The organism is Amycolatopsis sp. cmx-11-12, assembly GCF_046269425.1.
In the GTDB taxonomy this organism is placed as follows: Bacteria; Actinomycetota; Actinomycetes; order Mycobacteriales; family Pseudonocardiaceae; genus Amycolatopsis.
On record NZ_JADNQM010000015.1, the window covers coordinates 124,403 to 144,722 of the forward strand.

A 20,320-nucleotide genomic window follows, 5' to 3' on the forward strand; every position below is an offset into this window, starting at 1 on the left:
GCTGAGAGACGCTCGCCTAGTTGCCGGTGGCGCTGGGGAGCAGGGCGGGGCAGCCGCCGGTGAGGTAGGCCGGGTCGTACTCGAAGTGCCACTTCTCGTTGTCGTAGCGGCGGCACCAGCCCAGCGCACCGCCGTTCTTGTCCACCCACGCGGCCGAGTTCAGCGGCTGGATGTCGACGGCGATTCCCTTGACGTGCATGGACGTCTCCGGCTGTAGCGCCCACTTCTTGGCCTGCTCCACCGAGCCGAACCGCTCGACGGCCTTGTCGAACTCGCGCTGCTGCTGGACCCTGCTGCGCTTGCCGTCATTCACGCACAGCACGACGTTCTGTGCTTTGGCCTTGGCGAGCAGGGCTTTCCACGCTTCGACCACGTCCGGGCGCATACCGGTGGTCGCTTCGTCGACATACCGTTTGTCGACGGCGCACGTCGGGCCGTCATCGGGCCCGGGGACCTCTTCGAGGATCGCGAGCGCCTGCCCGTTCACCGGCTTGACGGCCACGCCGGTGGCGCCCAGCGCCACCATCGCGAGCCCGACGAGCCCGAGCGCCACGAGCACGCTGATCACGGTCCTGCGGCTGGAGGTCACTGTGGTGGGCACCACTCCGAAGTTACCTCTCGGCCGGTGGGCCGCCAGGGTTTGTGACCTTCTTCCCACAATGCCGTCGCAGGCCAACCAAACCGGAAAGACGCTGGTGAGCAGGGGGTCTCGTGAGCGGCAGGGACGATTAGGGCCAAGGTGTCTTAGGTACCTACCGGTTCCGGGTGCGGTGTCGCGAAAGCCACTTTCGGGACATCAGACGTCCCGAAAGTGGCTTTCGCGACACCCGGGATGGCAGCCGCGCTCAATAACCGTCCCTACCACTCACGAGACGCTACTCAGCGGCCCAGGTGACCGAGCCAGCCGCCGTACCCCGTGATGTCCTCGGCGCCTTCGACGGCGATGGGTTCGCAGACGAACCCGGACACCTCGCTTCCGTCGGCCAGCCGCACTTTCCCGATCGCCAGCGGCGCGGGGACACCCGCCACGAACTCGCCGAAGCCGGCGAACGGCAGATCCCACACCTCGGCCTCGATCGGCTCGCCGCCGGAAGCGACCCGGACGAGACCGGGTTTGGGCGGCACGGTGTCCAGCGCGTAGAGCCGGTACTCGGCCGCCGTCGGCCCCGCCGAGACGAACCGGCCTCCGCGCGAGGTCAGTTCGTGGTTCAGCGGCTGCCCGCGCAGATGGGCGCCGACGACGGCGATCCGGGTCCGCCGCGGCACCAGGCGGGCGACGTCGGCGAGGATCCGGTCGGCGTACGCGGCCCCGACCAGCATCACCCCGAACGGCAGCCCGCCGACGGTTCCGGCGGGCACGGCCAGTGACGACAGGCCCAGCAGGTTGGTCGAGTTCGTGAACCGGCCCAGCCGGGCGTTCACGCCCAGCGGGTCGGCCTCGACTTCGGCGATCGTCGGATGCTCTGTCGTCGTGGGCAGCAGGACGCAGTCCACAGTAGACAGAACGGCCGACGCTTCCCGCGAGAGACCGTCGAGCGTCGCGAGGTCGGTGAACAAGCGGTGCGCCGGGATGTCCTTGGCCGCGCCGATGATCCGCCGCACGGCCGGGTCGACCACGTCCGGACGCGCGTCGATGAACTCGCCGACCGCCGAATACCGTTCGGCCACGAACGCGCCCTCGTACAGCAACCGGCCCGCGGCCAGGAACGCCGATATGTCGACGGGGACCAACTCGGCCCCGGCCTCACGGAACGACTCGGCCGCCGCGGAGAACGCCTCGGCCCAGCCATCCTGCAACGGGCCGCCCAACGAGGCAGGCACACCGATCCGGAAAGGACGGTGGACCACCGGAAGATCCCGTGGCTCGCTGAGACACGCGAACGCCGTCGAGGCCTCGTCGACCGTCCGCGCGAACACGGTCACGCAGTCGATGCTCGCGCACGCGGGCACGACACCGGTCGTCGGCAACAATCCCCGTGTCGGCTTCAGCCCGACGATCCCGTTGAACGCCGCCGGAACCCGGCCGGATCCGGCGGTGTCGGTGCCCAGCGCGAGATCCACGATCCCGAGCGCCACCGCGACCGCCGAACCCGAACTCGACCCGCCCGACACGAACGCCGGATCGATCGCGTTCCGCACCGCGCCGTGCGGACTGCGGGTACCGACGAGCCCGGTCGCGAACTGGTCCAGATTGGTCGTGCCCAGGATCAGCGCGCCTGCCGCGCGCAGCCGCGCCACCACCGGCGCGTCCTCGTCCGGGCGGTAGGCGTACTCGGGACAGGCCGCCGTCGTCGGCAACCCGGCGACGTCGATGTTGCCCTTGACCGCCGCGAGTTTCCCGTACAGCGGCAAGGATTCCCCGGCCGCGCGGCGGGCTTCCAGGTTCTCCGCGTCGGCGAGCACCTCGTCCTCGGGCCGCAGGTCGATCCAGATCTCGGGCCGGTCGACCCGCGCGATCCGGTGGTACGCGGCGCGCACCCGCTCCAGCACACTCATCCCGCGCTCCTTCCCAGAACCACCAGCGGCGTGCCGGGGGCGACCTGGTCACCGGGGGAGACGAGTACTTCGACGACCTCCCCGGCGGACGGCGCGGGGATCCGCGCCTCGGTCTTCATCGCTTCGAGGATCACCAGCGTCTCCGCCGGGTCGACCTTCCTGCCCGCCTCGACGTCCACCCGCCACACGGTCGCGGCGAACGGCGCTTCGACGACGTGGCCACCGGGCGGGGCCTCGACCTTCGTGGTCGGCACCTTCACTCCGACAGGTTCGGGGCGAGGGTCGAATTCGCCCGCCGCCGCCCAGGCCTGCCGCTCCGCCTCGAACGCCGAACTCTGCTTCGCCCGGAACCCGGCGATGTCGGCGGCGTTGTCGGCCAGGAACCGCTCGTGGTCGGCCAGCGCGAACTCGCCGTCGGTGATGTCGAGTTCCAGTTCCCCCGCCGAACTCCGCGCCCGCAGGTCCAGCAACTCCTCGGCGGACACGGGATACCACGAGATCCGGTCGAAGAACCGCAGCAGCCACGGCGAACCCGGCTCGAACGAGCCACGTTGCCGCCAGCCGCTCCACACCTGCACGGTCCGCCCGACGAACTGGTATCCGCCGGGGCCTTCCATCCCGTAGATGCACAGGTACGAGCCGCCGATGCCGACGGAGTTCTCCGCGGTCCACGTACGCGCCGGGTTGTACTTCGTGGTGACCAGCCGGTGCCGCGGGTCAAGGGGAGTGGCCACCGGCGCGCCGAGATAGACGTCGCCGAGCCCCAGCACCAGGTACTCCGCGTCGAACACCGTCCGATAGACGTCGTCCACACTGGACAGACCGTTGACCCGACGGATGAACTCGATGTTCCACGGGCACCACGGCGCGTCGTCGCGCACTCCCGCCATGTACCGCTCGATCGCCTCACGCGTCGCCGGGTCGTCCCACGACAACGGCAGCCGCACGGTCCTGCTCGGCACCACCAGATCGGCGGTACGCGGCAGATCGTGCTCCACCTCCTGGACGAGGCCGAGCAGTTTCGAGACCGGCAGCGCGTCCGGGTCGACGTGGACCTGGAGCGACCGGATGCCCGGCGTCAGGTCGACCACGCCGTCCAGGCCTTCCGTCGCCAGCCTGTCGGCCAGCGCGTGGACCCGCATCCGCAAGGCCAGGTCGAGTTTCATCGGCCCGTACTCGATCAGCAGGTTGTCGTCGCCACTGCGCCGGTAGGTGACCTCGGGATTCTCGTCCGATGTGGACAGACGGCCGAGGATGCCACCGTCGTCGATCGGTTTCCGGCTCGCCTTGACCGCCTTGCCGGGTGCCTCCCTCAGCGAAACCGCGTGCTCGGTGGTGATCGGCACGAACCGGACGGTGTCCCCCGGCCGCAACTGGCCGAGTTTCCAGCGCTGCCCGGTCACCACGGTGGCCGGGCAGACGAAGCCGCCGAGGCTCGGCCCGTCCGGGCCCAGCAGGATCGGCAGATCGCCGGTGTAGTCGACGGCGCCGATCGCATACGGCGTGTCGTGGATGTTCGACGGGTGCAATCCCGCCTCACCGCCGTCCTCCCGTGCCCACCGCGGCCGCGGCCCGACGAGCCGGACGCCGGTGCGCGCGGAGTTGAAGTGCACCTCCCAGTCGGTGGCGTAGAACGTCTCGACGTCGTCCGGGGTGAAGAACTCCGGAGCCGCGTGCGGTCCTTCGGACGCGCCGATCTCCCAGTGCGTCCCGAAAACCGGCCGTGCGGACTCCGGAACCGGCCCGAGGACGTCGTTCTCCGGGAGCGGACCGGGGGAGAGGACGTCGCCGGTCGCCAGCGCGCGTCCGCCGTGCCCGCCGAAACCGCCCAGCGTGAACGTCGCCGCGCTGCCCAGGAACTCCGGCACGTCGAAGCCGCCGCGAACGAGGACGTACGCGCGGAGCCCGGCCGTGCCGGTCCCGACGTCCAGCACCCCGCCCGCGGGCACCTCGACCGGTGTCCACTGAGGAACGTTCGCTCCATCGACGGTCACCGGCGACGGAGATCCCGTGACGCAAACTACTGCGTCTTCGGTGAACCGCAGCGAGACACCGTCCACAGTGCACTCAAGACCGGGAGTGCCTTCCGGATTGCCCAGCGCGCGGTTGCCCAGTCGCAGTGACAGGTCGTCCATCGGTCCGCTCGGCGGGACACCCACGTGCCAGAACCCGAGCCGTCCCGGCCATTCCTGGACGGTGGTCATCGTGCCACCCCGCAGGACCTCGATCCGCGGTTCGGGATCGGTGATCGCGTCGAGCGTCGCGGTGTCGTGCGTGACGTCGTGCAGCCGCTGATCGGCGGCCACCGCGCGCAACTGCCCGAGGTTCGTGCGGACGCCGTCCACCCGGCTTTCCCCGAGCGCGGCACCCAGCGCGGCCAGCGCCTCCGCGCGATCCGCACCGACCGTGATCACCTTGGCGAGCAACGGGTCATAGTGCGTCGTCACCTTCGTGCCCGCCTCGACCCAGGTGTCCACCCGGACCTCGGCGGGGAAGTCGGCGCGGGTCAGCAGACCCGCGCTCGGCCGGTGCCCGGCGGCCGGATCCTCGGCGTAGACCCGTGCTTCGACCGCGTGCCCGCGTGGTTCCGGGGCGTCGGCGAACATCCCGGTGTCACCGTCGGCGAGCCGGAGCATCCACGCGACCAGGTCGATTCCGTACACCGCCTCGGTGACCGGATGCTCGACCTGGAGCCGGGTGTTGACTTCGAGGAACGCGGCCTCTTCGCGGTCCGGGTCGTAGATGAACTCGACCGTACCCGCCGACCGGTAGCGCACCGACTTGCAGAGGTCGACCGCCGCCGAGACCAGCTTCTCCCGCACCGCTTCGGAAAGCCCTGGTGCGGGGCACTCTTCGAGCACCTTCTGGTTACGTCGCTGGAGCGTGCAGTCCCGCGTGCCCAGCGCCAGCACCTCACCCGCGCCGTCGCCGAACACCTGGACCTCGACATGCCGGGCCCGCGTCACCAGGCGTTCCAGGAACACGCCCGACGTCGAGAAGCTCTTCGCCACGATGCTCCGCACCGCGTCCCAGGCGTCGCGGAGTTCTTCGGCGGACGCGCAGGCACGCATGCCGATCCCGCCGCCACCGCCGGTGGCCTTGAGCATCACCGGGTAGCCGATCATGGTGGCCGCCGCTTCCGCGTCGGCGAGGGTGTCCAGCAGTCCGGTGCCCGGCAACAACGGGACCCCGGCTTCGACGGCCTGGTGACGGGCGGTGTGCTTGCTGCCGAAGACTTCGAGCTGGTCCGCGGTGGGACCGGCGAACCGGATCCCGGCCGCTTCCGCCGTCCGGGCGAAAGCGGCGTCTTCGGACAGGAACCCGTAGCCGGGGTGGATCGTGTCCGCCCCGGTCTTCAGTGCGGCTTCGATGATCGCGTCGCCGAGGAGATAGCTCTTCCTGGCGGGCGCGGGGCCCAGCCGGATGGCCTCGTCGGCGAGCCGCACGTGTGCGGCGGTGCGGTCCGCGTCGGAGTAGACCGCCACCGTCGCGATGCCCATCTCCTTGGCGGTCCGGATGATCCGGACCGCGATTTCCCCCCGGTTGGCGACGAGCAGTTTCACGCGTCACCGCCGGTGACGATCATTCTGACCGGAGTCGGATCGAATCCGTTGCACGGGTTGTTGATCTGCGGGCAGTTCGACACCAGCACCAGGACGTCGGTTTCGGCACGCAGTTTGACCTCCATGCCGGGTCCGGAAATGCCGTCGACGATGCCGAGCGTGCCGTCCTGTTCGACCGGAACGTTCATGTACCAGTTGACGTTGCTGACCAGGTCCCGTTTCGAGAGGCCCCATTTCGCGCCCTCGGTCAGGAAGTTCTCGACGCAGGCGTGCTGGTACCGCGTGTGCTGGCCGTAGCGGAGGCTGTTCGACTCCTTGCTGCACGCGCCGCCGATCGTGTCGTGCCGCCCGCAGGTGTCCTCGACGACGGTGAGCAGCGGAGCGCCCTCGCCGGTGCGCAGCACGCTGCCGGTGGTGAGGAAGATGTTGCCCTGCGCGGCGATCGTGGCGGCCGCGCTGTACCGCTTGGCCGTGTCGGCGGCGTCGTAGCAAAGGAAGTCGACGGCCTGGTTGCCGCCGAGATCGATGATCGCGAGGGTCTCGCCTTTGCGGAGCACGGTTGAGTACGGAGCCCGCGCGGCGACCTCGGTGTCGGAGATGATGGTCATGCCAAGCCCCTTGCGGTGAGGTAGTCGGCGGTGTTCTCGAAGGCGCGCTGGGCTTCGGGCGACGCCGTCCATTCAGGACTGTCCGGAGTGGACGGTGTGCTGCGCTGAGCGAGGACTCGCAGCGGTGTGACCGTGTAGTCCGGGCGCGGGTCGAGTGGATGCGCCACGTTCGCGATCAGGACGACGACCGGCAGCTCGGTCCGCAGGACCACGGATTTGCCCGCGCCTGCCGAGCCGGTGAACGTCAGCCCGCCGTCGGCCTCCACGTGGATGCCCTGGAAGAACGACAGGCTCGGCGGCAGATCGCGCGGGGTGAGGCCGTGTTTCGCGGCGGCCAGCGTGAACAGCGCGTTCCCGGACGGCGAACCGCTCTGCGGGCTGCCATCGCCGTAGCGTTCCGCGTTACCGTCCACAGTGGACGTACCGCACAGCGCGTCGTGCTTTCCGCTCTCATCGGTGACGACCGTCGCGAGCACTCGTGCCTGATCGGAAAGCAGCGCGATCGCCTCGCCGAGGTACGCGTTCCACTGGACCTTCACGGTGTCCGCGACGTTCAGCCGCTCCCACGGCTGGTCGGCGTTGAACAGCAGCAGATGCGCGCAGGCGTCGCCCTCGACGTCGGTCAGCCGCAGTTCGGTGCCGCGGGCGAGGACCTTGTGGGTGTAGCCGCCGCCGGCGACGGTCTCGGCCCAGACCAGCTTCGCCGGGTCGATCCCGGGCGGCGGATCCGGCCAGGTGGACGCCGGGATGGAGGGCATCGCTTCGGTCACCGTGCCCGCTTGGGCGCGCGCGTGGTCGCGAGCGCCGTACGTGGTCGATGTCGTGCTCATGGAACCTTCCTTCAGATCGCGGGGACGGGAACCGTGGTGAGCGCGGAGCGGCGGCGCCAGCAGAGATAGCCGGTGAGGATCGCGGCGCCGACGAACTCGATCGGGAACAACAGGGCCCAGACGGAGCCGGTGCCCGCCAGGTCGTAGATCTCGGCTCGTGGCCAAGCGATGTTGACGATCATCATCGCGCCGTACCCTACTGCCGCGACGTTGACCGGAATAGCCCATCGCCCCAGGGAGAAATGGCCGGGTTCGGCGGCGAAACGGCCTTGACGGCGCCGTACCAGCAGCGGTCCGGTCACCAGGAGATAGGCGAGGTAGACCACGACCACCGAGGTGCCGGTGATGGTGCTGAAGATGGTCGGATTCCCCAGATTCAGCGCCAGAAGCCCGATCGCGAGCGCGCCGGACAGGACGGCGGGCGCGATCGGCGTCCCGGTGCGGGCGTTGACCGCGGAAAGCCGTTTGGCGCCGGGAAGCGCGCCGTCGCGGGCCATCGCGTAGATCAGCCGGACGGTGCCGGTCTGGATGGTCAGGGTGCAGACGACGACCGCGATCGCGACGTCGGCGAGGAAGATCCGGCCGAGCGTGTCCCCGAAGACGGCCGTGATCACATACGGCAGGCCCTTCCCGGCGAGCTGGCCGTCGGTGAGGCTCGGTGCCGCCATCAGCGCGGTGATGACGACGGCGAGGCCGCCGATCCCGGAGATCAGGAGTGCGCGGAGCACGGCGCGCGGCGCGGTGCGGCGGGCGTCCTTGGTCTCTTCGGCGACCGAAGCCGCGGTGTCGAAGCCGTACAGGACGTACGCGGCCATCAGCGCCGAAGCGAGAACGCCGCCTGCTCCTGGGCTTTCGCCCGCCGGTGCGAGCACGACCTGCGGACCGCGGACGGCGAAGAGCGCGAGCCCGATGATCAGGATGAGGACGCCGACGAGTTCGGCCGCTACCCCGACGTCGTTGATCCGCGCCATGAGCCGCACACCGCCCGCGTTGATCGCGGTGGTGAAGACGATCAGCAGGGCGCCGAGCAGGACGGCGTTGGTGGCGCCGGTCGGGGACGTGATCGCCGGATCCCCGCCGACGAGCTGGAAGCCGCCCCAGACCGAGGGGAGGACGACCTGCAACGCGATGGCGGCACCGGCGAGCGCGACGACGCAGCCCACCAGCATCATCCAGCCCGCCAGCCAGCCCGCGAATCCAGGGGAGAGGTGTTTCGCCCACTGGTAAACCGATCCGGCCAGCGGGAATCGGGCCGCGAGTTCGGCGAAGTTCAGCGCGACGAGCAATTGGCCGATGATCACCAGCGGCCAGGTCCAGAAGAAGAGCGTGTCACCGAAGGAATAGCCGAAGGCGAACAGCTGGAACACCGTGGTCAGGATGGAAACGAAGGAGAAACCGGCGGCGAAGGCGGAGAAACCGCCCAGTGTCCGGCGGAGTTCTTGGCGGTAACCGAAGGCGGAAAGGTCTTCGGACGGCATTACGGGGGCTCCTGTCTGAAGGGCCGAATTTCGATCGAGTGACCGAAATTAAGCGCATGCGGAGTCCTTCTGATCTCCGCCCGGTAAGCGCGGTGTTAAGTGATACCGGATTCGGTAACCTGGGCCGACCACCGGACGTAACAAAGATCGCCGCGAAGAAATGGCAGGATCGGATAGATGACTAAAACGACCGGGGTGGGCAGGCCGAGAGCCAGCGGTGCTGCCGCGAGCAAGCGGGAAGCACGGCTCGCGGTTTTGGACGCGGCGGGGGAGCTGTTCACCGGCGCCGGGTACGCCGCGACGACCACGCGGGCCATCGCCGAACGCGCCGGCTTGCGCCAGGCGTCGCTCTACTACCACTTTCCGTCCAAAGAGGACATTCTCGCGGCGCTGCTGGAGGACACCGTCCGGCCGTCACTGGACGTCGCGGGCGGCCTGTCGGTGCAGCTGGCGCCGGTCGGCGCGCGGCTGTGGGCGCTGGCGTACGCGGACATCCACCTGCTCGGCAGCGCGCGGCACAACCTCGGCGCCCTGTACCTGCTGCCGGAGATCTCCTCGCCGAGGCTGGCGCGCTTCCGAGCCGAGCGGGCGGAGCTCAAAAACGTCTACGGCGCGCTCGTCGCGGCGGCCGGCGTCCGCGACGACCTGCGCGGCATCCGGACCGATCTCGTCTTCGGACTCGTCGAGAGCATCGCGATCGTCCGGCGTGACCAGCCGGATCTGGACGTCGAGGCGCACGCCGTCGAAGGCGCGGACAGCGTCCTGCGGCTCGCCGGTCTCGGGGAACCGGACGCCGATCTGCGCGCTTCCGCGCGCACGTTGCTGGAGGACTGAAAGCCGGGTCAGGCTGGGGTGGCGTGGAGCGCCTTGCTCAGCGCCGCCACGGTCAGCTCGATCTGCCACGGCCTGGCCCCGCCGTCACCGAGGACCTTGGCGACCGAGTCCTCGCTCAGGTCCGCGGGCGGGCGCCAGCAGGTGCGGCGCACGAGTTCCGGCAGCAGCAGGTTCTCCACCGGCAGCTTGCGGTCCTCCGCGATCGCGGCGAGCGCCGCGCGGGCGGCCGAGAGCCGGGCGGCGGCGTCGGGATCCTTGTCCGACCACCGGTTCACCGGCGGCGGGCCGTCGGTCTGCTGTGCCGGGGTGGGCAGTTCGTCGGCCGGGAGCGCGCGGGCGGTCTGGAGATGCCGCAGCCAGCTCGCGGTGTACTTGCGCTGGACCCGGCCGCTGAACACCGGCAGTGCCTGCAACTGGTCGACGGTCTTCGGGTCCGCGGTGACGGCGTTGATGATCGCGCTGTCGGGCAGAATCCGGCTCGGCGCGCGGTCGCGTTTGCGGGCGAGTTCGTCCCGCGCCTGCCACAGTTCGCGCACGGCGGCGAGGCCGCGCGCACTGCGGATCTTGTGCACGCCGGACGTCCGCCGCCACGGCTCGGCCCGAGGGGCGGGCGGCGGCGCGGTGCGGACGGCCTCGAACTCCTGCTGGGCCCACTCGAGCTTGCCCTGGGCCGAGAGGTCGGCTTCGAGCTTCTCGCGCAGTTCGATGAGCAGTTCGACGTCGAGGGCGGCGTAGTTCAGCCAGTCGACGGGAAGCGGGCGCTTCGACCAGTCGGCGGCGCTGTGCCCCTTCTCCAGCTGGTAGCCGAGGAGGAGTTCGACGAGGGTGCCGAGGGCGACCCGTTCGTATCCGGCGAGCCGTCCGGCGAGTTCGGTGTCGAACAGGCTCTTCGGGCGCAGGTCGAGTTCGGCGAGGCACGGCAGGTCCTGAGAGGCCGCGTGCAACACCCATTCGGCGTCATTGAGGACTTCCGCGAGGGGTTCGAGCTGCCCTTCGAGCGGAATGGGGTCGATGAGGAAGGAGCCGGCACCTTCGCGGCGCAGCTGGACCAAGTAGGCCTTCGGCCAGTATCGGTAGCCGGACGCGCGCTCGGTGTCCACGGCGATGGCCCCGCTGCCGCCCGCGATCTTCGCGCAGGCTTCGGCGAGTGCTGTCGCGTCGGCGATCACCGGTGGAGTGCCTTCGGCGGGCTCGCGTAACAAGACGGCGGCACTGATGTCATCAGTGCCGGTCATAGAGTCCGCCTGCGGTTCTCCGGGTCGGTCGCCTTCCATAGGTGAAGACCCTACGGGACGAGCGGGCCGCGCCTGGTCCGCCCGCCCCGCAGGGCAGTTCGCCTTTGTCAGCGGATCACGCCGGCACGCATGGCCAGCGCCACCATCTGAGCCCGGTCACCCGTGCCGAGCTTGCGCCCGATGCGGGAGAGGTGAGACTTCACGGTGAGAGCGGAGAGGCTGAGTTCCTCGCCGATCTCCTTGTTGGACTGGCCGTCGGCGACGAGTTGCAGCACCTCGACCTCGCGCGCCGAAAGCTCGCGCGGGGTGTTGTCGGTGCCGGCGACTCGGGTGCCGGTGGCCAAGACCGGTGCGACGCTCGGGTCCGCGTAGACGCCGCCCTCGAGCACCCTGCGGACGCCGTCGGTCACTACGACCGGCGATGCCGACTTGAGCAGGTATGCCTGGGCGCCGGCCTGGAACGCCGACCTGACCGCGTACGGGTCGTCCGATGAAGCGAGCACCACTACTCGAGGCCAGCCATGGCTACGGAGTTCCGTAACCAGCTCGATGCCGCTGCCATCCGGCAGTCCGAGATCAAGGATCGCCAGGTCACAAGGCCCAGTGGCCTGTGCTCGCGCCCTCGCCTCGGCCACCGTGGCGGCCTCGTGGACGGTGCCCGCACCCATCTGTGCGAGTCTTGCTGAGATTGCCTCCCTCAACAGCGGGTGGTCATCGACCACCAACACGGAAAAAAGCTCTTCCCGCGGATGCGGAACCATGCTCGCCGGCAATGAACCGGCTGGCGTGGATCGGACGGCCTGAGAAATGCCGACGGTAGCCACGTCACTACCTCCCTGGAGTCGGTCGTGCCCCCCGACCGGCACCGGGACTTTCGGCCGTTTAGCCGCGCCAGCTTTAGACCGAAAGTGGTGTCGTCGTTGGCACTGTAGCCGCCCTGAGGCCTTCACGGGGGGATCGAATGGGTATCTATCTCAAACCAGTGGTTACTCAGGGAGTTCGTTGTAACACGATCGGGCTAGTACACAGCCGGTGGCTAACACATCGCCCAAAGAACACGATGCACTCCAGTTACCGGGGTCCAATCGACTGTGCAGATGGGCCGTGCACCTGCCGGTGCCTCTGCCCGGGACCCCGGGAAACCGGTGCTCCGCGGGCCGGAAACCGGCCCCCGCTTGGGACTTGATCAACTTCGCGGAGCGTCATGATCGCTTCGCTCGGTGACTGTGACGGTAACGCTCCGGAGGCGTTTCGAGAGGGCTAGGCGGCCTGCCACGGTGTACTTGATCTTGTTGCTGACGGTGACACTGTGCGTAGCACGAACGGGGTGGTCCAGACCTCTAGGCGGTCGGCTCGCTGCTGGTCGGAGCTGGTCTAGTCCATCTGGCCCTGAAGGCCGTCTCGATGGCGTACGGACGCTCTGAGGGGCTCGCGTACGGAGTACGTGAAGGTGCTTCGGTGGCTCTTGCGGGTTGTCGACAGTACGTGAAGGACCCCTTGCTTGCGCTAGGCGCAATGAAGGGGGCCTTCATGTACTTGGGTCGCGGATCCGGGCGGGGGAGCAAGGGGCCTTTAGTGTCGGCAGCTTTACTAGCGTCGCTAGATGGCCAGGGATCGCAAGATGACCCGAATGCTATGTCTCGATTACTGGGATTCCGGCGTGTCGGGACAGGGTCAGGTCTCGGTCGGCAGGGTGGACGGGGCGCTTTGAGCCTTCGTCGTCCCGAGCGCGGGGCGAAGGGGACTGTCCCCGCGTGGCATGCGGGGAAGCGTCCTTCTGCTCGCCGCCGTTGTGGCTGATCCCTCCGACGCCAGGTCGGCGACGTCGTGAAGGCCTCCTTCCCTACTCTCAAGGTAGGGAAGGAGGCCTTCACGGACTAGGCAAGGCGCTCAGGAGGACTGGCGCTGCTCGAACAGGGTCACGCCGACCGGCGGCAGCCCGACGACGCTCGCCATCACCTGACAGAAGGCCTGCCCGTGCGGCCGCAGCGCGGCGTCGGTCGGCGTCCAGGACGCCCGCAGCTCCAGGTCGTCAGTGCGTGAGGGGCCGGAGATGTCGCCGAAGCGGGCCGACGACGTCTCGGTGACGGTGCCGCCCAGCGCCGTCCACTCGGCACCGGAGCTTTCCAGCGCGTCGGTGAGCCACGACCAGCCGACGGCGGGGAGGAAGGGATCGGTCGCCAGTTCCCGGTCGAGTTCCGCGCGGACGTACATGACCAGCCGCAGGACACCGTCCCAGCCTTCCTGGCCGTCCGGGTCGTGCAGCAGCACCAGCCGCCCCGACGCCAGCACGTCCGCCGGGCCTTCCACCTCGCAGCTCACCGCGTAGGACCACGGCGCCAGCCGCTGCGGCGGGCGCATCGTCTCCAGCTGCACTTCGGGACGGGGCCGGACCGATTGCAACGCCGCGACGGCTTCACGGAAGAGATCGGGTACTGACGTCATCGCGGTCACCAACCGACTGTAAGACGCGAGTGTCCGGTTCGGGGCGCAGACGCGCCGAGAGTAAGGCCGCGGAGCGCCCATGGCACCATGAACCGTGATGTCTCCTTCAGCTGGTTCTCCCGCGCAGATCGTCACTGCGGCCCGTCGTGCCCTGCCCGGTTCGCCGTTCCTGGCCGCCGCGCGCGGCGAACGCCCGGACCGCACTCCCGTGTGGTTCATGCGCCAGGCGGGCCGGTCGCTGCCCGAGTACCGGGCGCTGCGCGAAGGCACCTCGATGTTCGACGCGTGCTTCGACCCGGAGATGCTCGCCGAGATCACGCTCCAGCCGATCCGCCGTCACGGTGTCGACGCGGCCATCCTCTTCAGTGACATCGTCGTCCCGCTCAAGGCGGCGGGCCTCGACATCGACATCGTCGCGGGCACCGGCCCGGTCGTCGCCGAGCCGATCCGCGACGCCGCGGGCGTGCGCGCGCTGCCGGTGCTGGACCCGGAGCAGGTGGAGCGGGTCGCCGAAGGGATCCGGTTGCTGGTCGGGTCGCTGGGCGAGACGCCGCTGATCGGTTTCGCCGGCGCGCCGTTCACCCTGGCCTCCTATCTCATCGAGGGCGGGCCGAGCCGCAACCACGAGCACACCAAGGCGCTCATGCACTCCGAGCCGCAGCTGTGGCACGAGCTGGCGGGGCGACTGGCGGACATGGCGATCACCTTCCTGTCCGCGCAGCTCCACGCCGGAGCCGACGCGATCCAGCTGTTCGACTCGTGGGCGGGTGCGCTCTCGGAGCGGGACTACCGTGAGTTCGTCCTGCCGCATTCGGCGAAGGTGCTGACCGCGGTCGCCGGGTACGGCGTGCCGCGCATCCACTTCGGCGTCGGCACCGGCGAGCTGCTGGTGGCCATGCGCGACGCGGGCGCCGACGTGGTCGGCGTCGACTGGCGGATCCCGCTCGACGAGGCCGTCCGGCGGCTCGGCGGCGGTGTGGTGCAGGGCAACCTCGACCCCGCGCTGCTGCACGCGTCCTGGCCGGTGCTCGAAGCGGAGGTCCGGCGCATCCACGCCGAAGGCCGCGCCGCCGACGGCCACATCTTCAACCTCGGCCACGGCGTGCTGCCCGGCGTCGACCCGGACGTCTTGACGCGCGTGGTCGGGCTGGTGCACGAGCTCCCGGCATGACCACCGTCGCCGTCGTCGGTGGCGGTATCTCGGGGCTGACCGCGGCCTACCGCCTGCGGACGCTGCTCGGCGACGACGCGCGGATCGTCGTCTTCGAGGCGACCGATTCCCTCGGCGGGAAACTCCGCACGATCGAACTCGCCGGTGAGCGTTACGACGTCGGCGCGGAGGCCTTCCTCGCCCGCCGTCCCGAGGCGCTCGCCCTGGTCCGCGAGGTCGGGCTTGGTGAAAGCCTCGTCCATCCCACCAAGGCCCGCGCCAAGATCCACGCCGGCGGATCCGTGCTCGGCCTGCCGCCGGGCACGGTCATGGGCGTTCCCGCCTCGGCCGACGCGGTCTCCGGAGTGCTGTCGGAGAAGGGCCGCGCGCTGGTCGAAGCCGAATCGTCCCTGGCTTCAGTGGAACTCCCGGCCGGGGATGTGCCGCTGGGCCCGCTGCTGCGCGAGCGCTTCGGCGACGAACTGGTCGACAGGCTCGTCGATCCGCTGCTGGGCGGCGTCTACGCCGGGGGAGCGGACGGGCTCGGGCTGCGCGCGACGATGCCCGGTCTCGCGTCCGCGGTCGATCGCGGCGCGCGGTCGCTCACCGAAGGCGCTGCCTCGCTCATGCCCGCCTCGCCGAGCACGGCGCCGGTCTTCGGAACCTTGCTGGGCGGGCTCGGCACCTTGATCCAGCGGCTCGCGGAACTGTCGCGCGCCGAGATCCGGACCGGGGCCACGGTGACGGCGCTGAACCGCACCGCCACCGGCTGGGAGGTCGACGGTCTCGAAGCCGACTCCGTCCTCCTCGCCGTCCCGGCGCCCTCGGCCCGGCGACTGCTGGACGGCGTCGCGGGAGTGGCGTCCTCGGCGCTCGCCGAGGTCGAGCTGGCGTCGATGGCGGTGATCGCGCTCGCGCTTCCGCCGGGGACCGCGCTGCCGGAGTCGTCCGGCGTGCTGATCGGTGCGGGTGAGCGGGACGCGGCCGGGAAACCGTTCGCCGCCAAGGCGTTCACCTTCTCCTCGCGCAAGTGGGCGCAGTACGGCGACGGCCCGGTCCTGGTGCGCGGCTCCGTCGGCCGGTTCGGCGAACCGGGCGCCCTGCACGCCGACGACGACGAACTCGTGCGCGTGGTCCGCGACGATCTCGCCCGGCTGACCGGGGTCACCGCCGCGCCGATCGAAACGCTGGTCACGCGTTGGGGCGGCGGGCTCCCGCAGTACGGCACCGGGCACCTCGAACTCGTCGAGCGGATCGAACGCGCCGTCGCGGACGTTCCGGGGCTCGCCGTGGCCGGTGCGACGCTGCACGGTGTCGGGCTTCCCGCGTGCATCGCCACCGCCGACGAGGCCGCCCGCCGCATCGCCGGGATCACACCGACCCACGAGGGCTCCTGAGCACCGGCAGTGCCAAGATGGCGGTATGGCGCGGCTGAACTACAACGAGCTCAATGACACCATCCGCTACACCGCCTGGTCGGTCTTCCGGGCCGAGCAGGGCAAGCTCGGTGACGATCGCGCACGGGCGACCGCGGAGACCACCGAGTACCTCGACGCGCTGGAGGGCAAGGGCGTCGTCGTCCGCGGCCTCTACGACCTCTCCGGGCTGCGCGCCGACGCCGACTACATGGTCTGGTGGCACGCCGAGGAGATCGAGCAGGTCCAGGCGGCCTACAGCGGTTTCCGGCACACGCCGCTCGGCCGCGCCTCGGTGCCGGTGTGGAGCCAGGTCGCGCTGCACCGCCCGGCGGAGTTCAACAAGAGCCACATCCCGGCGTTCCTCGCCGGTGAAGAGGCCCGCAAGTTCATCTGCGTCTATCCGTTCGTGCGCTCCTATGAGTGGTACCTGCTGCCGGACGACGAGCGCCGCAAGATGCTCGCCGACCACGGCAAGGAGGCCCGCGACTACCCGGACGTCCGCGCCAACACGGTCGCGTCGTTCGCGCTGGGCGACTACGAGTGGATCCTGGCCTTCGAGGCCGACGAACTGCACCGCATCGTCGACCTGATGCGCCACCTGCGCGGCACCGAGGCGCGTCTCCACGTGCGCGAGGAGATCCCGTTCTACACCGGGACCAAGGTGGAACCCGCCGAGCTGATCACCCTGCTGCCCTAGTGAACGCAGTGGACGCACGCGTCTGGACCACGCTCACCGGCGACACGCTCGCCGAAGACGCCGTCGAGGTCACCGGCCCCGAATCCGTGCTGCCCGGCACCTTCCGGGTCGAGGAAGCGGCGACGACCAGCATCGCCGCGGCGACACTCGCGGCCGGGGAACTGTTGCGACTGCGGGGGATCGAGCCCGGCCGGGTCTCGGTCGACACCCGGCACGCCGCGACGTCGTTCCACAGCGAGCAGTACATCCGTGTCGACGGGGAGCCGGTGCCGTTCAGCGCGCCGCTGTCCGGCGACTACCGCGCGAACGACGGCTGGGTGCGGCTGCACTGCAACTACCCGCGTCACGTCTCCGCCGTGTGCTGGGGCCTCGGCGTACCGGCGACCCGCGAGGCGTTCGAGAAGGTCGTCGCGGCCAAGTCGAAGTTCGAGGTCGAGTCGGCGGTGATCGGCGCCGGCGGTGCCGCGGCCGTGCTGCGCACCCGCGAGGAATGGCTGGCGCACAAGCAAGGACAGGCGTCGTCGGCGTTGCCGGTCGCCGAGATCCGGTCACTCGGGACGTCGGAGCCGGTGCGGCTGTTCGAGTCCGATCGGCCGCTGGGCGGCGTGCGGATCCTGGACCTGACCCACGTCATCGCCGGGCCCGTCGCGGGCCGGGTGCTCGCCGCGCACGGTGCCACCGTCATGCACATCGGGTCGGACCGGTTGCCGACCGTGCCGCCGCTGGCCGTCGACACCGGGATGGGCAAACTCTCGGCGTACGTCGACCTGGAGACCGAAGCCGGACGTTCGCGGCTGCGCAAGCTGATCGCCCGCGCCGACGTCGTACTGCAAGGCTTTCGGCCGGGATCGCTGGTGGCCAAGGGTTTCTCACCGGAGGCGATGGCCGAACTCCGGCCGGGGATCGTGGTCGCGGACCTGTCCGCCTATGGCTGGGAAGGGCCGTGGGCGCGCAGGCGTGGCTTCGACAGCTTGGTGCAGATGGCGTCGGGGATCGCCGACGAAGGCGGCAAGACCGCCGGGATCGACGGCCCGGGACCGCTGCCGGCGCAGGCGCTCGACCACGCGACCGGCTGGCTCACCGCGGCGGCGATCATGACCGCCCTCCGCCGGGCGGCCACCGAGGGCGGCAGCCAGCACGTCCGTACCTCGCTCGCCGGAACCGGGGAGTGGCTGAATTCCTTGGGACGCAAGGAACCCGGCGTGACCGAGTTCGACGCCGCCGAGTTCCTGGAGGACGTCGACAGTCCGCTGGGGCGGCTGACCCGGGTCAAGATGGCGGGCGTTCTGCCGGGCGCGAATCCACAGTGGACGGAAGGAACGCACGTGGCGGGAAGCGACCGACCGGTCTGGTGACCGCCGCAAGTAGGTGACTAATTGCGGCGTTGGCGTAGCCAGGTCGTGAACCGGCGCCGGGGTTTCGGGACCGCGCCGCGTTCGACGAGCCAGATGCCGAACTCGTCCGCGTAGGCCCGCGCGCGGATCGTGTCGGTCTTCGGGTGGCTCGTCGAATACTCGCGGAACAGGGCGGCGAACCGGTCGCCGAGCGCTTCCGCGAGGTCCGGCCGCAGGAAGGCGGCGAGCCTGCTCTGCTTGGTGCGCAGCACGTTCGCCTCGATGCGGAGCCTGTCCGCGTCGAAGCCGGCCGGGGCGTCGCCTCCGGCGAGGAGCGCCTTGAGTAGCTCGGCCTGCTGTCCGGCGAGCCGCTCCCGGGGCGAAGTCACGGCGTGACCGCTTCCCGCAGCGCGGCCAGTTCGGCCGCCAGTTCGCTGTCGGGCGGGTAGTCGTCGTCGCGTTCCAGCAGCACGCCAGGCGGTCCTGTACGTTTCCGAAGCTCTTTAAGCAGGTCCAGCACCTCCGGGACGACCGGATGGGCGTGCGTGTCGTGGTAGACGCCGTCGCGTTCGACGCCGCCCGCCATATGCGCGTACGCCAGCCGTTCCCACGGGATCTCGTCGAGGAACCGTTCGGGATCGGTGCCGAGGTTGCGGGCGTTGGCGTACAGGTTGGCGACGTCGATGATCAGCAGGCAGCCGGTCCGGTCGGTCAGCTCCCGCAGGAACTCCGACTCGGAGAACTCCGCGTCCGGCCATTCCAGCACCGCCGCGATGTTCTCCACCGCGAACGGCGCGGCCACGATGGACTGGGTCAGTTTGACGTTGTCCACCAGGACATCGAGCGCTTCCCGGGTGCGGGGGAGCGGCATCAGGTGACCCGAGTCCAGTCCACCCGCGCGCACGAAGCACACGTGGTCACTGGCCATCGGCGCGCCGAGTTCGCGGGTGATCTCCGCGAGGTGCTCGACGCGCGCCGTGTCCAGCGGTTCGGCCCCGCCCAGCGACAGCGAGACCGCGTGCGGCAACACCGGGATCCCCTTGTCCCGCAAGGCGACCAGTGTCTCGGGGAGATGTCCGGCGTGCAGGTTCTCGGCGACGACCTCGACCCAGTCGACGCCGGGCAGCCGCGCGATCGACAGGTCCAGTTCGTGCCGCCACCCGATGCCGATCCCGAGCCTGCCCGGCCCGTCAGCCACCGCAACCCCCGCCACCGCAGGAACTCCCGCCGCCGCTGCTGCACGAGCTTCCGCCGCCGCTACTGCACGTGGAGCCGCCGCCGGACGAACCGCCGCCGCCGAAGCCACCCGAGAGGGGCGGCGGGATCAGCGCGGCGCTCAGCTCTTCGTCCGGGTACAAGGCGAGGCCGCCGAACGCGACCGCCACGGCGGCACCGCCCAGGAGAGCGCCACCGGCCGCGCCGCCCATCGACGGATCGTGGGCGATACCGCGTTTGCGTTCCCGTCCGTGGAGGGACCTGGCCCGGTGGAGGACGCGGTCCCCCTCGCTGGTCGGGCGAGGGCCGACCCGCTTGTTCCTGGCGGCACGGGCGAGGAGGGTCGCGATCCCGGCGACGATCACCAGGAAGATCAGGAAACCGACCGGGTGGTCACTGGCGATCCCGGCGATCAGGCGCACCACACCGAGGATCAGCGCGCCCAGGTAGATGCTGAACACGACCTGGCGGATCTGCGGCGTCTTGTCGACGACGACCAGGCCCCGCGCCTCCAGATCCTTGGCGAGTGCCTGCATCGGCCCCGACATCCGCAGGCGGTCGCGGATGCCGCGGGTCGTGGAGTTGTGGCCCGGCCGGGCGGCCTTGGCGACGGCCTTTTCGATCGGGTCGGCGGGCTCCGGACCCGCCAGCTGGAGCTTCCTCAAGCTGCTGACCCGCAACGTCCCGCGGTTGACCAGTGCCGCGATGGCCGTGTCGACCACCCGGTCCGGGCCGCCGGCGAGATAGGCGAGCTCGTACACCGTCGGCTCCGGTCCGCTCACGGCGGCGCGCGGCGTCGTGCGGCCCAGCTTGACCGCGATCGTCCACAAGAGACCGACGACCAGCGGGAACACCAGCAGTGCGCCATAGATCGCCAGGAACGTGGGTCCGGGGATGCCCCAGGTGTCTTCCATCGCACGGGCCTTTCACGAGCAGGTGCACTTACCGTAGTCGGACGCTTTTCCGTCCGGTCGTGGTTCCGTGATTCGAACAGCCTGAGTGGACTTTCGTGACGGC

The 20,320-nt window shown here is 70.1% G+C and carries 17 protein-coding genes; 5 read left to right on the forward strand and 12 right to left on the reverse strand.

The genetic code is table 11. The annotated features are described in order from the left end of the window. Positions 1-16 precede the first annotated feature (16 nt). The 6 genes from ACLARN_RS21715 to ACLARN_RS21740 all read right to left on the reverse strand — a co-directional run bounded on the left by ACLARN_RS21715 (position 17) and on the right by ACLARN_RS21740 (position 8,975). The gene (locus ACLARN_RS21715; RefSeq protein ID WP_409493270.1) at positions 17-604 is read right to left on the reverse strand and encodes a D-alanyl-D-alanine carboxypeptidase family protein; all 588 of its coding nucleotides are present in this window, start codon (positions 602-604) and stop codon (positions 17-19) included. A 275-nt stretch (positions 605-879) separates the two neighbouring features. After that, on the reverse strand, positions 880-2,496 hold the full coding sequence (locus tag ACLARN_RS21720; protein WP_409493271.1) for an allophanate hydrolase: 1,617 nt from the start codon (positions 2,494-2,496) through the stop codon (positions 880-882). Further along, positions 2,493-6,059 (reverse strand): urea carboxylase, encoded by a 3,567-nt coding sequence (gene uca / locus ACLARN_RS21725; protein ID WP_409493272.1) that lies wholly within the window; start codon positions 6,057-6,059, stop codon positions 2,493-2,495. The genes ACLARN_RS21720 and uca overlap by 4 nt, the downstream gene beginning before the upstream one ends. After that, positions 6,056-6,667 carry an urea amidolyase associated protein UAAP2 gene (locus tag ACLARN_RS21730; RefSeq protein ID WP_409493273.1) on the reverse strand — a complete coding sequence of 204 codons (612 nt, stop codon included), beginning with the start codon at positions 6,665-6,667 and terminating at the stop codon, positions 6,056-6,058. Before ACLARN_RS21730 ends, uca begins: the two co-directional genes overlap by 4 nt. Continuing rightward, positions 6,664-7,497, reverse strand: coding sequence for an urea amidolyase associated protein UAAP1 (locus ACLARN_RS21735; protein ID WP_409493274.1), 834 nt, complete (start codon positions 7,495-7,497; stop codon positions 6,664-6,666). Before ACLARN_RS21735 ends, ACLARN_RS21730 begins: the two co-directional genes overlap by 4 nt. Positions 7,498-7,508: 11 nt before the next feature. Next, complete coding sequence (locus tag ACLARN_RS21740) at positions 7,509-8,975, reverse strand: amino acid permease (protein WP_409493275.1); 1,467 nt, start codon at positions 8,973-8,975, stop codon at positions 7,509-7,511. Between the two features lie 177 nt (positions 8,976-9,152). Here ACLARN_RS21740 and ACLARN_RS21745 point away from each other — a divergent pair, with 177 nt between their 5' ends. Next, entirely contained in the window at positions 9,153-9,809 is a 657-nt protein-coding gene (locus ACLARN_RS21745) for a TetR/AcrR family transcriptional regulator (protein ID WP_409493276.1), read from the forward strand. Positions 9,810-9,817: 8 nt separating this feature from the next. On the opposite strand, the gene ACLARN_RS21750 is transcribed toward ACLARN_RS21745, so the two are convergent. The 3 genes from ACLARN_RS21750 to ACLARN_RS21760 all read right to left on the reverse strand — a co-directional run bounded on the left by ACLARN_RS21750 (position 9,818) and on the right by ACLARN_RS21760 (position 13,498). Further along, the gene (locus ACLARN_RS21750) at positions 9,818-11,044 is read right to left on the reverse strand and encodes an HRDC domain-containing protein (protein ID WP_409493277.1); all 1,227 of its coding nucleotides are present in this window, start codon (positions 11,042-11,044) and stop codon (positions 9,818-9,820) included. A 107-nt stretch (positions 11,045-11,151) separates the two neighbouring features. Continuing rightward, complete coding sequence (locus ACLARN_RS21755) at positions 11,152-11,868, reverse strand: response regulator transcription factor (RefSeq protein ID WP_034318331.1); 717 nt, start codon at positions 11,866-11,868, stop codon at positions 11,152-11,154. 1,066 nt (positions 11,869-12,934) lie between these two features. Then, positions 12,935-13,498 (reverse strand): DUF3000 domain-containing protein, encoded by a 564-nt coding sequence (locus tag ACLARN_RS21760; RefSeq protein WP_409493278.1) that lies wholly within the window; start codon positions 13,496-13,498, stop codon positions 12,935-12,937. Positions 13,499-13,586: 88 nt separating this feature from the next. Between ACLARN_RS21760 and hemE the strand changes: the two genes are divergently transcribed. Genes hemE through ACLARN_RS21780 form a run of 4 tightly spaced genes read left to right on the forward strand, consistent with a single transcriptional unit; the run spans position 13,587 to position 18,109 of the window. After that, positions 13,587-14,660 carry a uroporphyrinogen decarboxylase gene (hemE, locus tag ACLARN_RS21765; RefSeq protein ID WP_409493279.1) on the forward strand — a complete coding sequence of 358 codons (1,074 nt, stop codon included), beginning with the start codon at positions 13,587-13,589 and terminating at the stop codon, positions 14,658-14,660. Beyond that, positions 14,657-16,036 carry a protoporphyrinogen oxidase gene (hemG, locus tag ACLARN_RS21770; RefSeq protein WP_409493280.1) on the forward strand — a complete coding sequence of 460 codons (1,380 nt, stop codon included), beginning with the start codon at positions 14,657-14,659 and terminating at the stop codon, positions 16,034-16,036. The genes hemE and hemG overlap by 4 nt, the downstream gene beginning before the upstream one ends. Before the next feature lie 25 nt (positions 16,037-16,061). Then, entirely contained in the window at positions 16,062-16,754 is a 693-nt protein-coding gene (hemQ, locus tag ACLARN_RS21775; RefSeq protein ID WP_409493281.1) for a hydrogen peroxide-dependent heme synthase, read from the forward strand. Between the two features lie 8 nt (positions 16,755-16,762). Next, positions 16,763-18,109: a CoA transferase gene (locus ACLARN_RS21780; protein WP_409493282.1), complete on the forward strand. Its 1,347-nt coding sequence runs from the start codon at positions 16,763-16,765 to the stop codon at positions 18,107-18,109. Between the two features lie 17 nt (positions 18,110-18,126). Here the strand turns inward: ACLARN_RS21780 and ACLARN_RS21785 are convergent, their stop codons facing one another. The 3 genes from ACLARN_RS21785 to ACLARN_RS21795 are packed head-to-tail and all read right to left on the reverse strand — an operon-like array spanning position 18,127 to position 20,217. Further along, positions 18,127-18,477 carry a hypothetical protein gene (locus ACLARN_RS21785; RefSeq protein WP_409493283.1) on the reverse strand — a complete coding sequence of 117 codons (351 nt, stop codon included), beginning with the start codon at positions 18,475-18,477 and terminating at the stop codon, positions 18,127-18,129. After that, complete coding sequence (locus tag ACLARN_RS21790; RefSeq protein ID WP_409493284.1) at positions 18,474-19,286, reverse strand: DUF692 domain-containing protein; 813 nt, start codon at positions 19,284-19,286, stop codon at positions 18,474-18,476. Before ACLARN_RS21790 ends, ACLARN_RS21785 begins: the two co-directional genes overlap by 4 nt. Continuing rightward, positions 19,279-20,217 carry a TIGR04222 domain-containing membrane protein gene (locus ACLARN_RS21795; protein WP_409493285.1) on the reverse strand — a complete coding sequence of 313 codons (939 nt, stop codon included), beginning with the start codon at positions 20,215-20,217 and terminating at the stop codon, positions 19,279-19,281. The genes ACLARN_RS21790 and ACLARN_RS21795 overlap by 8 nt, the downstream gene beginning before the upstream one ends. Positions 20,218-20,320: the final 103 nt, after the last annotated feature.

What these genes read in the sequence shown, in the direction of transcription:
- ACLARN_RS21720 (WP_409493271.1), bottom strand. Translation starts at nt 2,496, where the DNA reads ATGAGTGTGCTGGAGCGGGTGCGCGCCGCGTACCACCGGATCGCGCGG.
- ACLARN_RS21730 (WP_409493273.1), bottom strand. Translation starts at nt 6,667, where the DNA reads ATGACCATCATCTCCGACACCGAGGTCGCCGCGCGGGCTCCGTACTCA.
- ACLARN_RS21735 (WP_409493274.1), bottom strand. Translation starts at nt 7,497, where the DNA reads ATGAGCACGACATCGACCACGTACGGCGCTCGCGACCACGCGCGCGCC.
- ACLARN_RS21740 (WP_409493275.1), bottom strand. Translation starts at nt 8,975, where the DNA reads ATGCCGTCCGAAGACCTTTCCGCCTTCGGTTACCGCCAAGAACTCCGC.
- ACLARN_RS21745 (WP_409493276.1), top strand. Translation starts at nt 9,153, where the DNA reads ATGACTAAAACGACCGGGGTGGGCAGGCCGAGAGCCAGCGGTGCTGCC.
- ACLARN_RS21750 (WP_409493277.1), bottom strand. Translation starts at nt 11,044, where the DNA reads ATGACCGGCACTGATGACATCAGTGCCGCCGTCTTGTTACGCGAGCCC.
- hemE (WP_409493279.1), top strand. Translation starts at nt 13,587, where the DNA reads ATGTCTCCTTCAGCTGGTTCTCCCGCGCAGATCGTCACTGCGGCCCGT.
- hemG (WP_409493280.1), top strand. Translation starts at nt 14,657, where the DNA reads ATGACCACCGTCGCCGTCGTCGGTGGCGGTATCTCGGGGCTGACCGCG.
- hemQ (WP_409493281.1), top strand. Translation starts at nt 16,062, where the DNA reads ATGGCGCGGCTGAACTACAACGAGCTCAATGACACCATCCGCTACACC.
- ACLARN_RS21795 (WP_409493285.1), bottom strand. Translation starts at nt 20,217, where the DNA reads ATGGAAGACACCTGGGGCATCCCCGGACCCACGTTCCTGGCGATCTAT.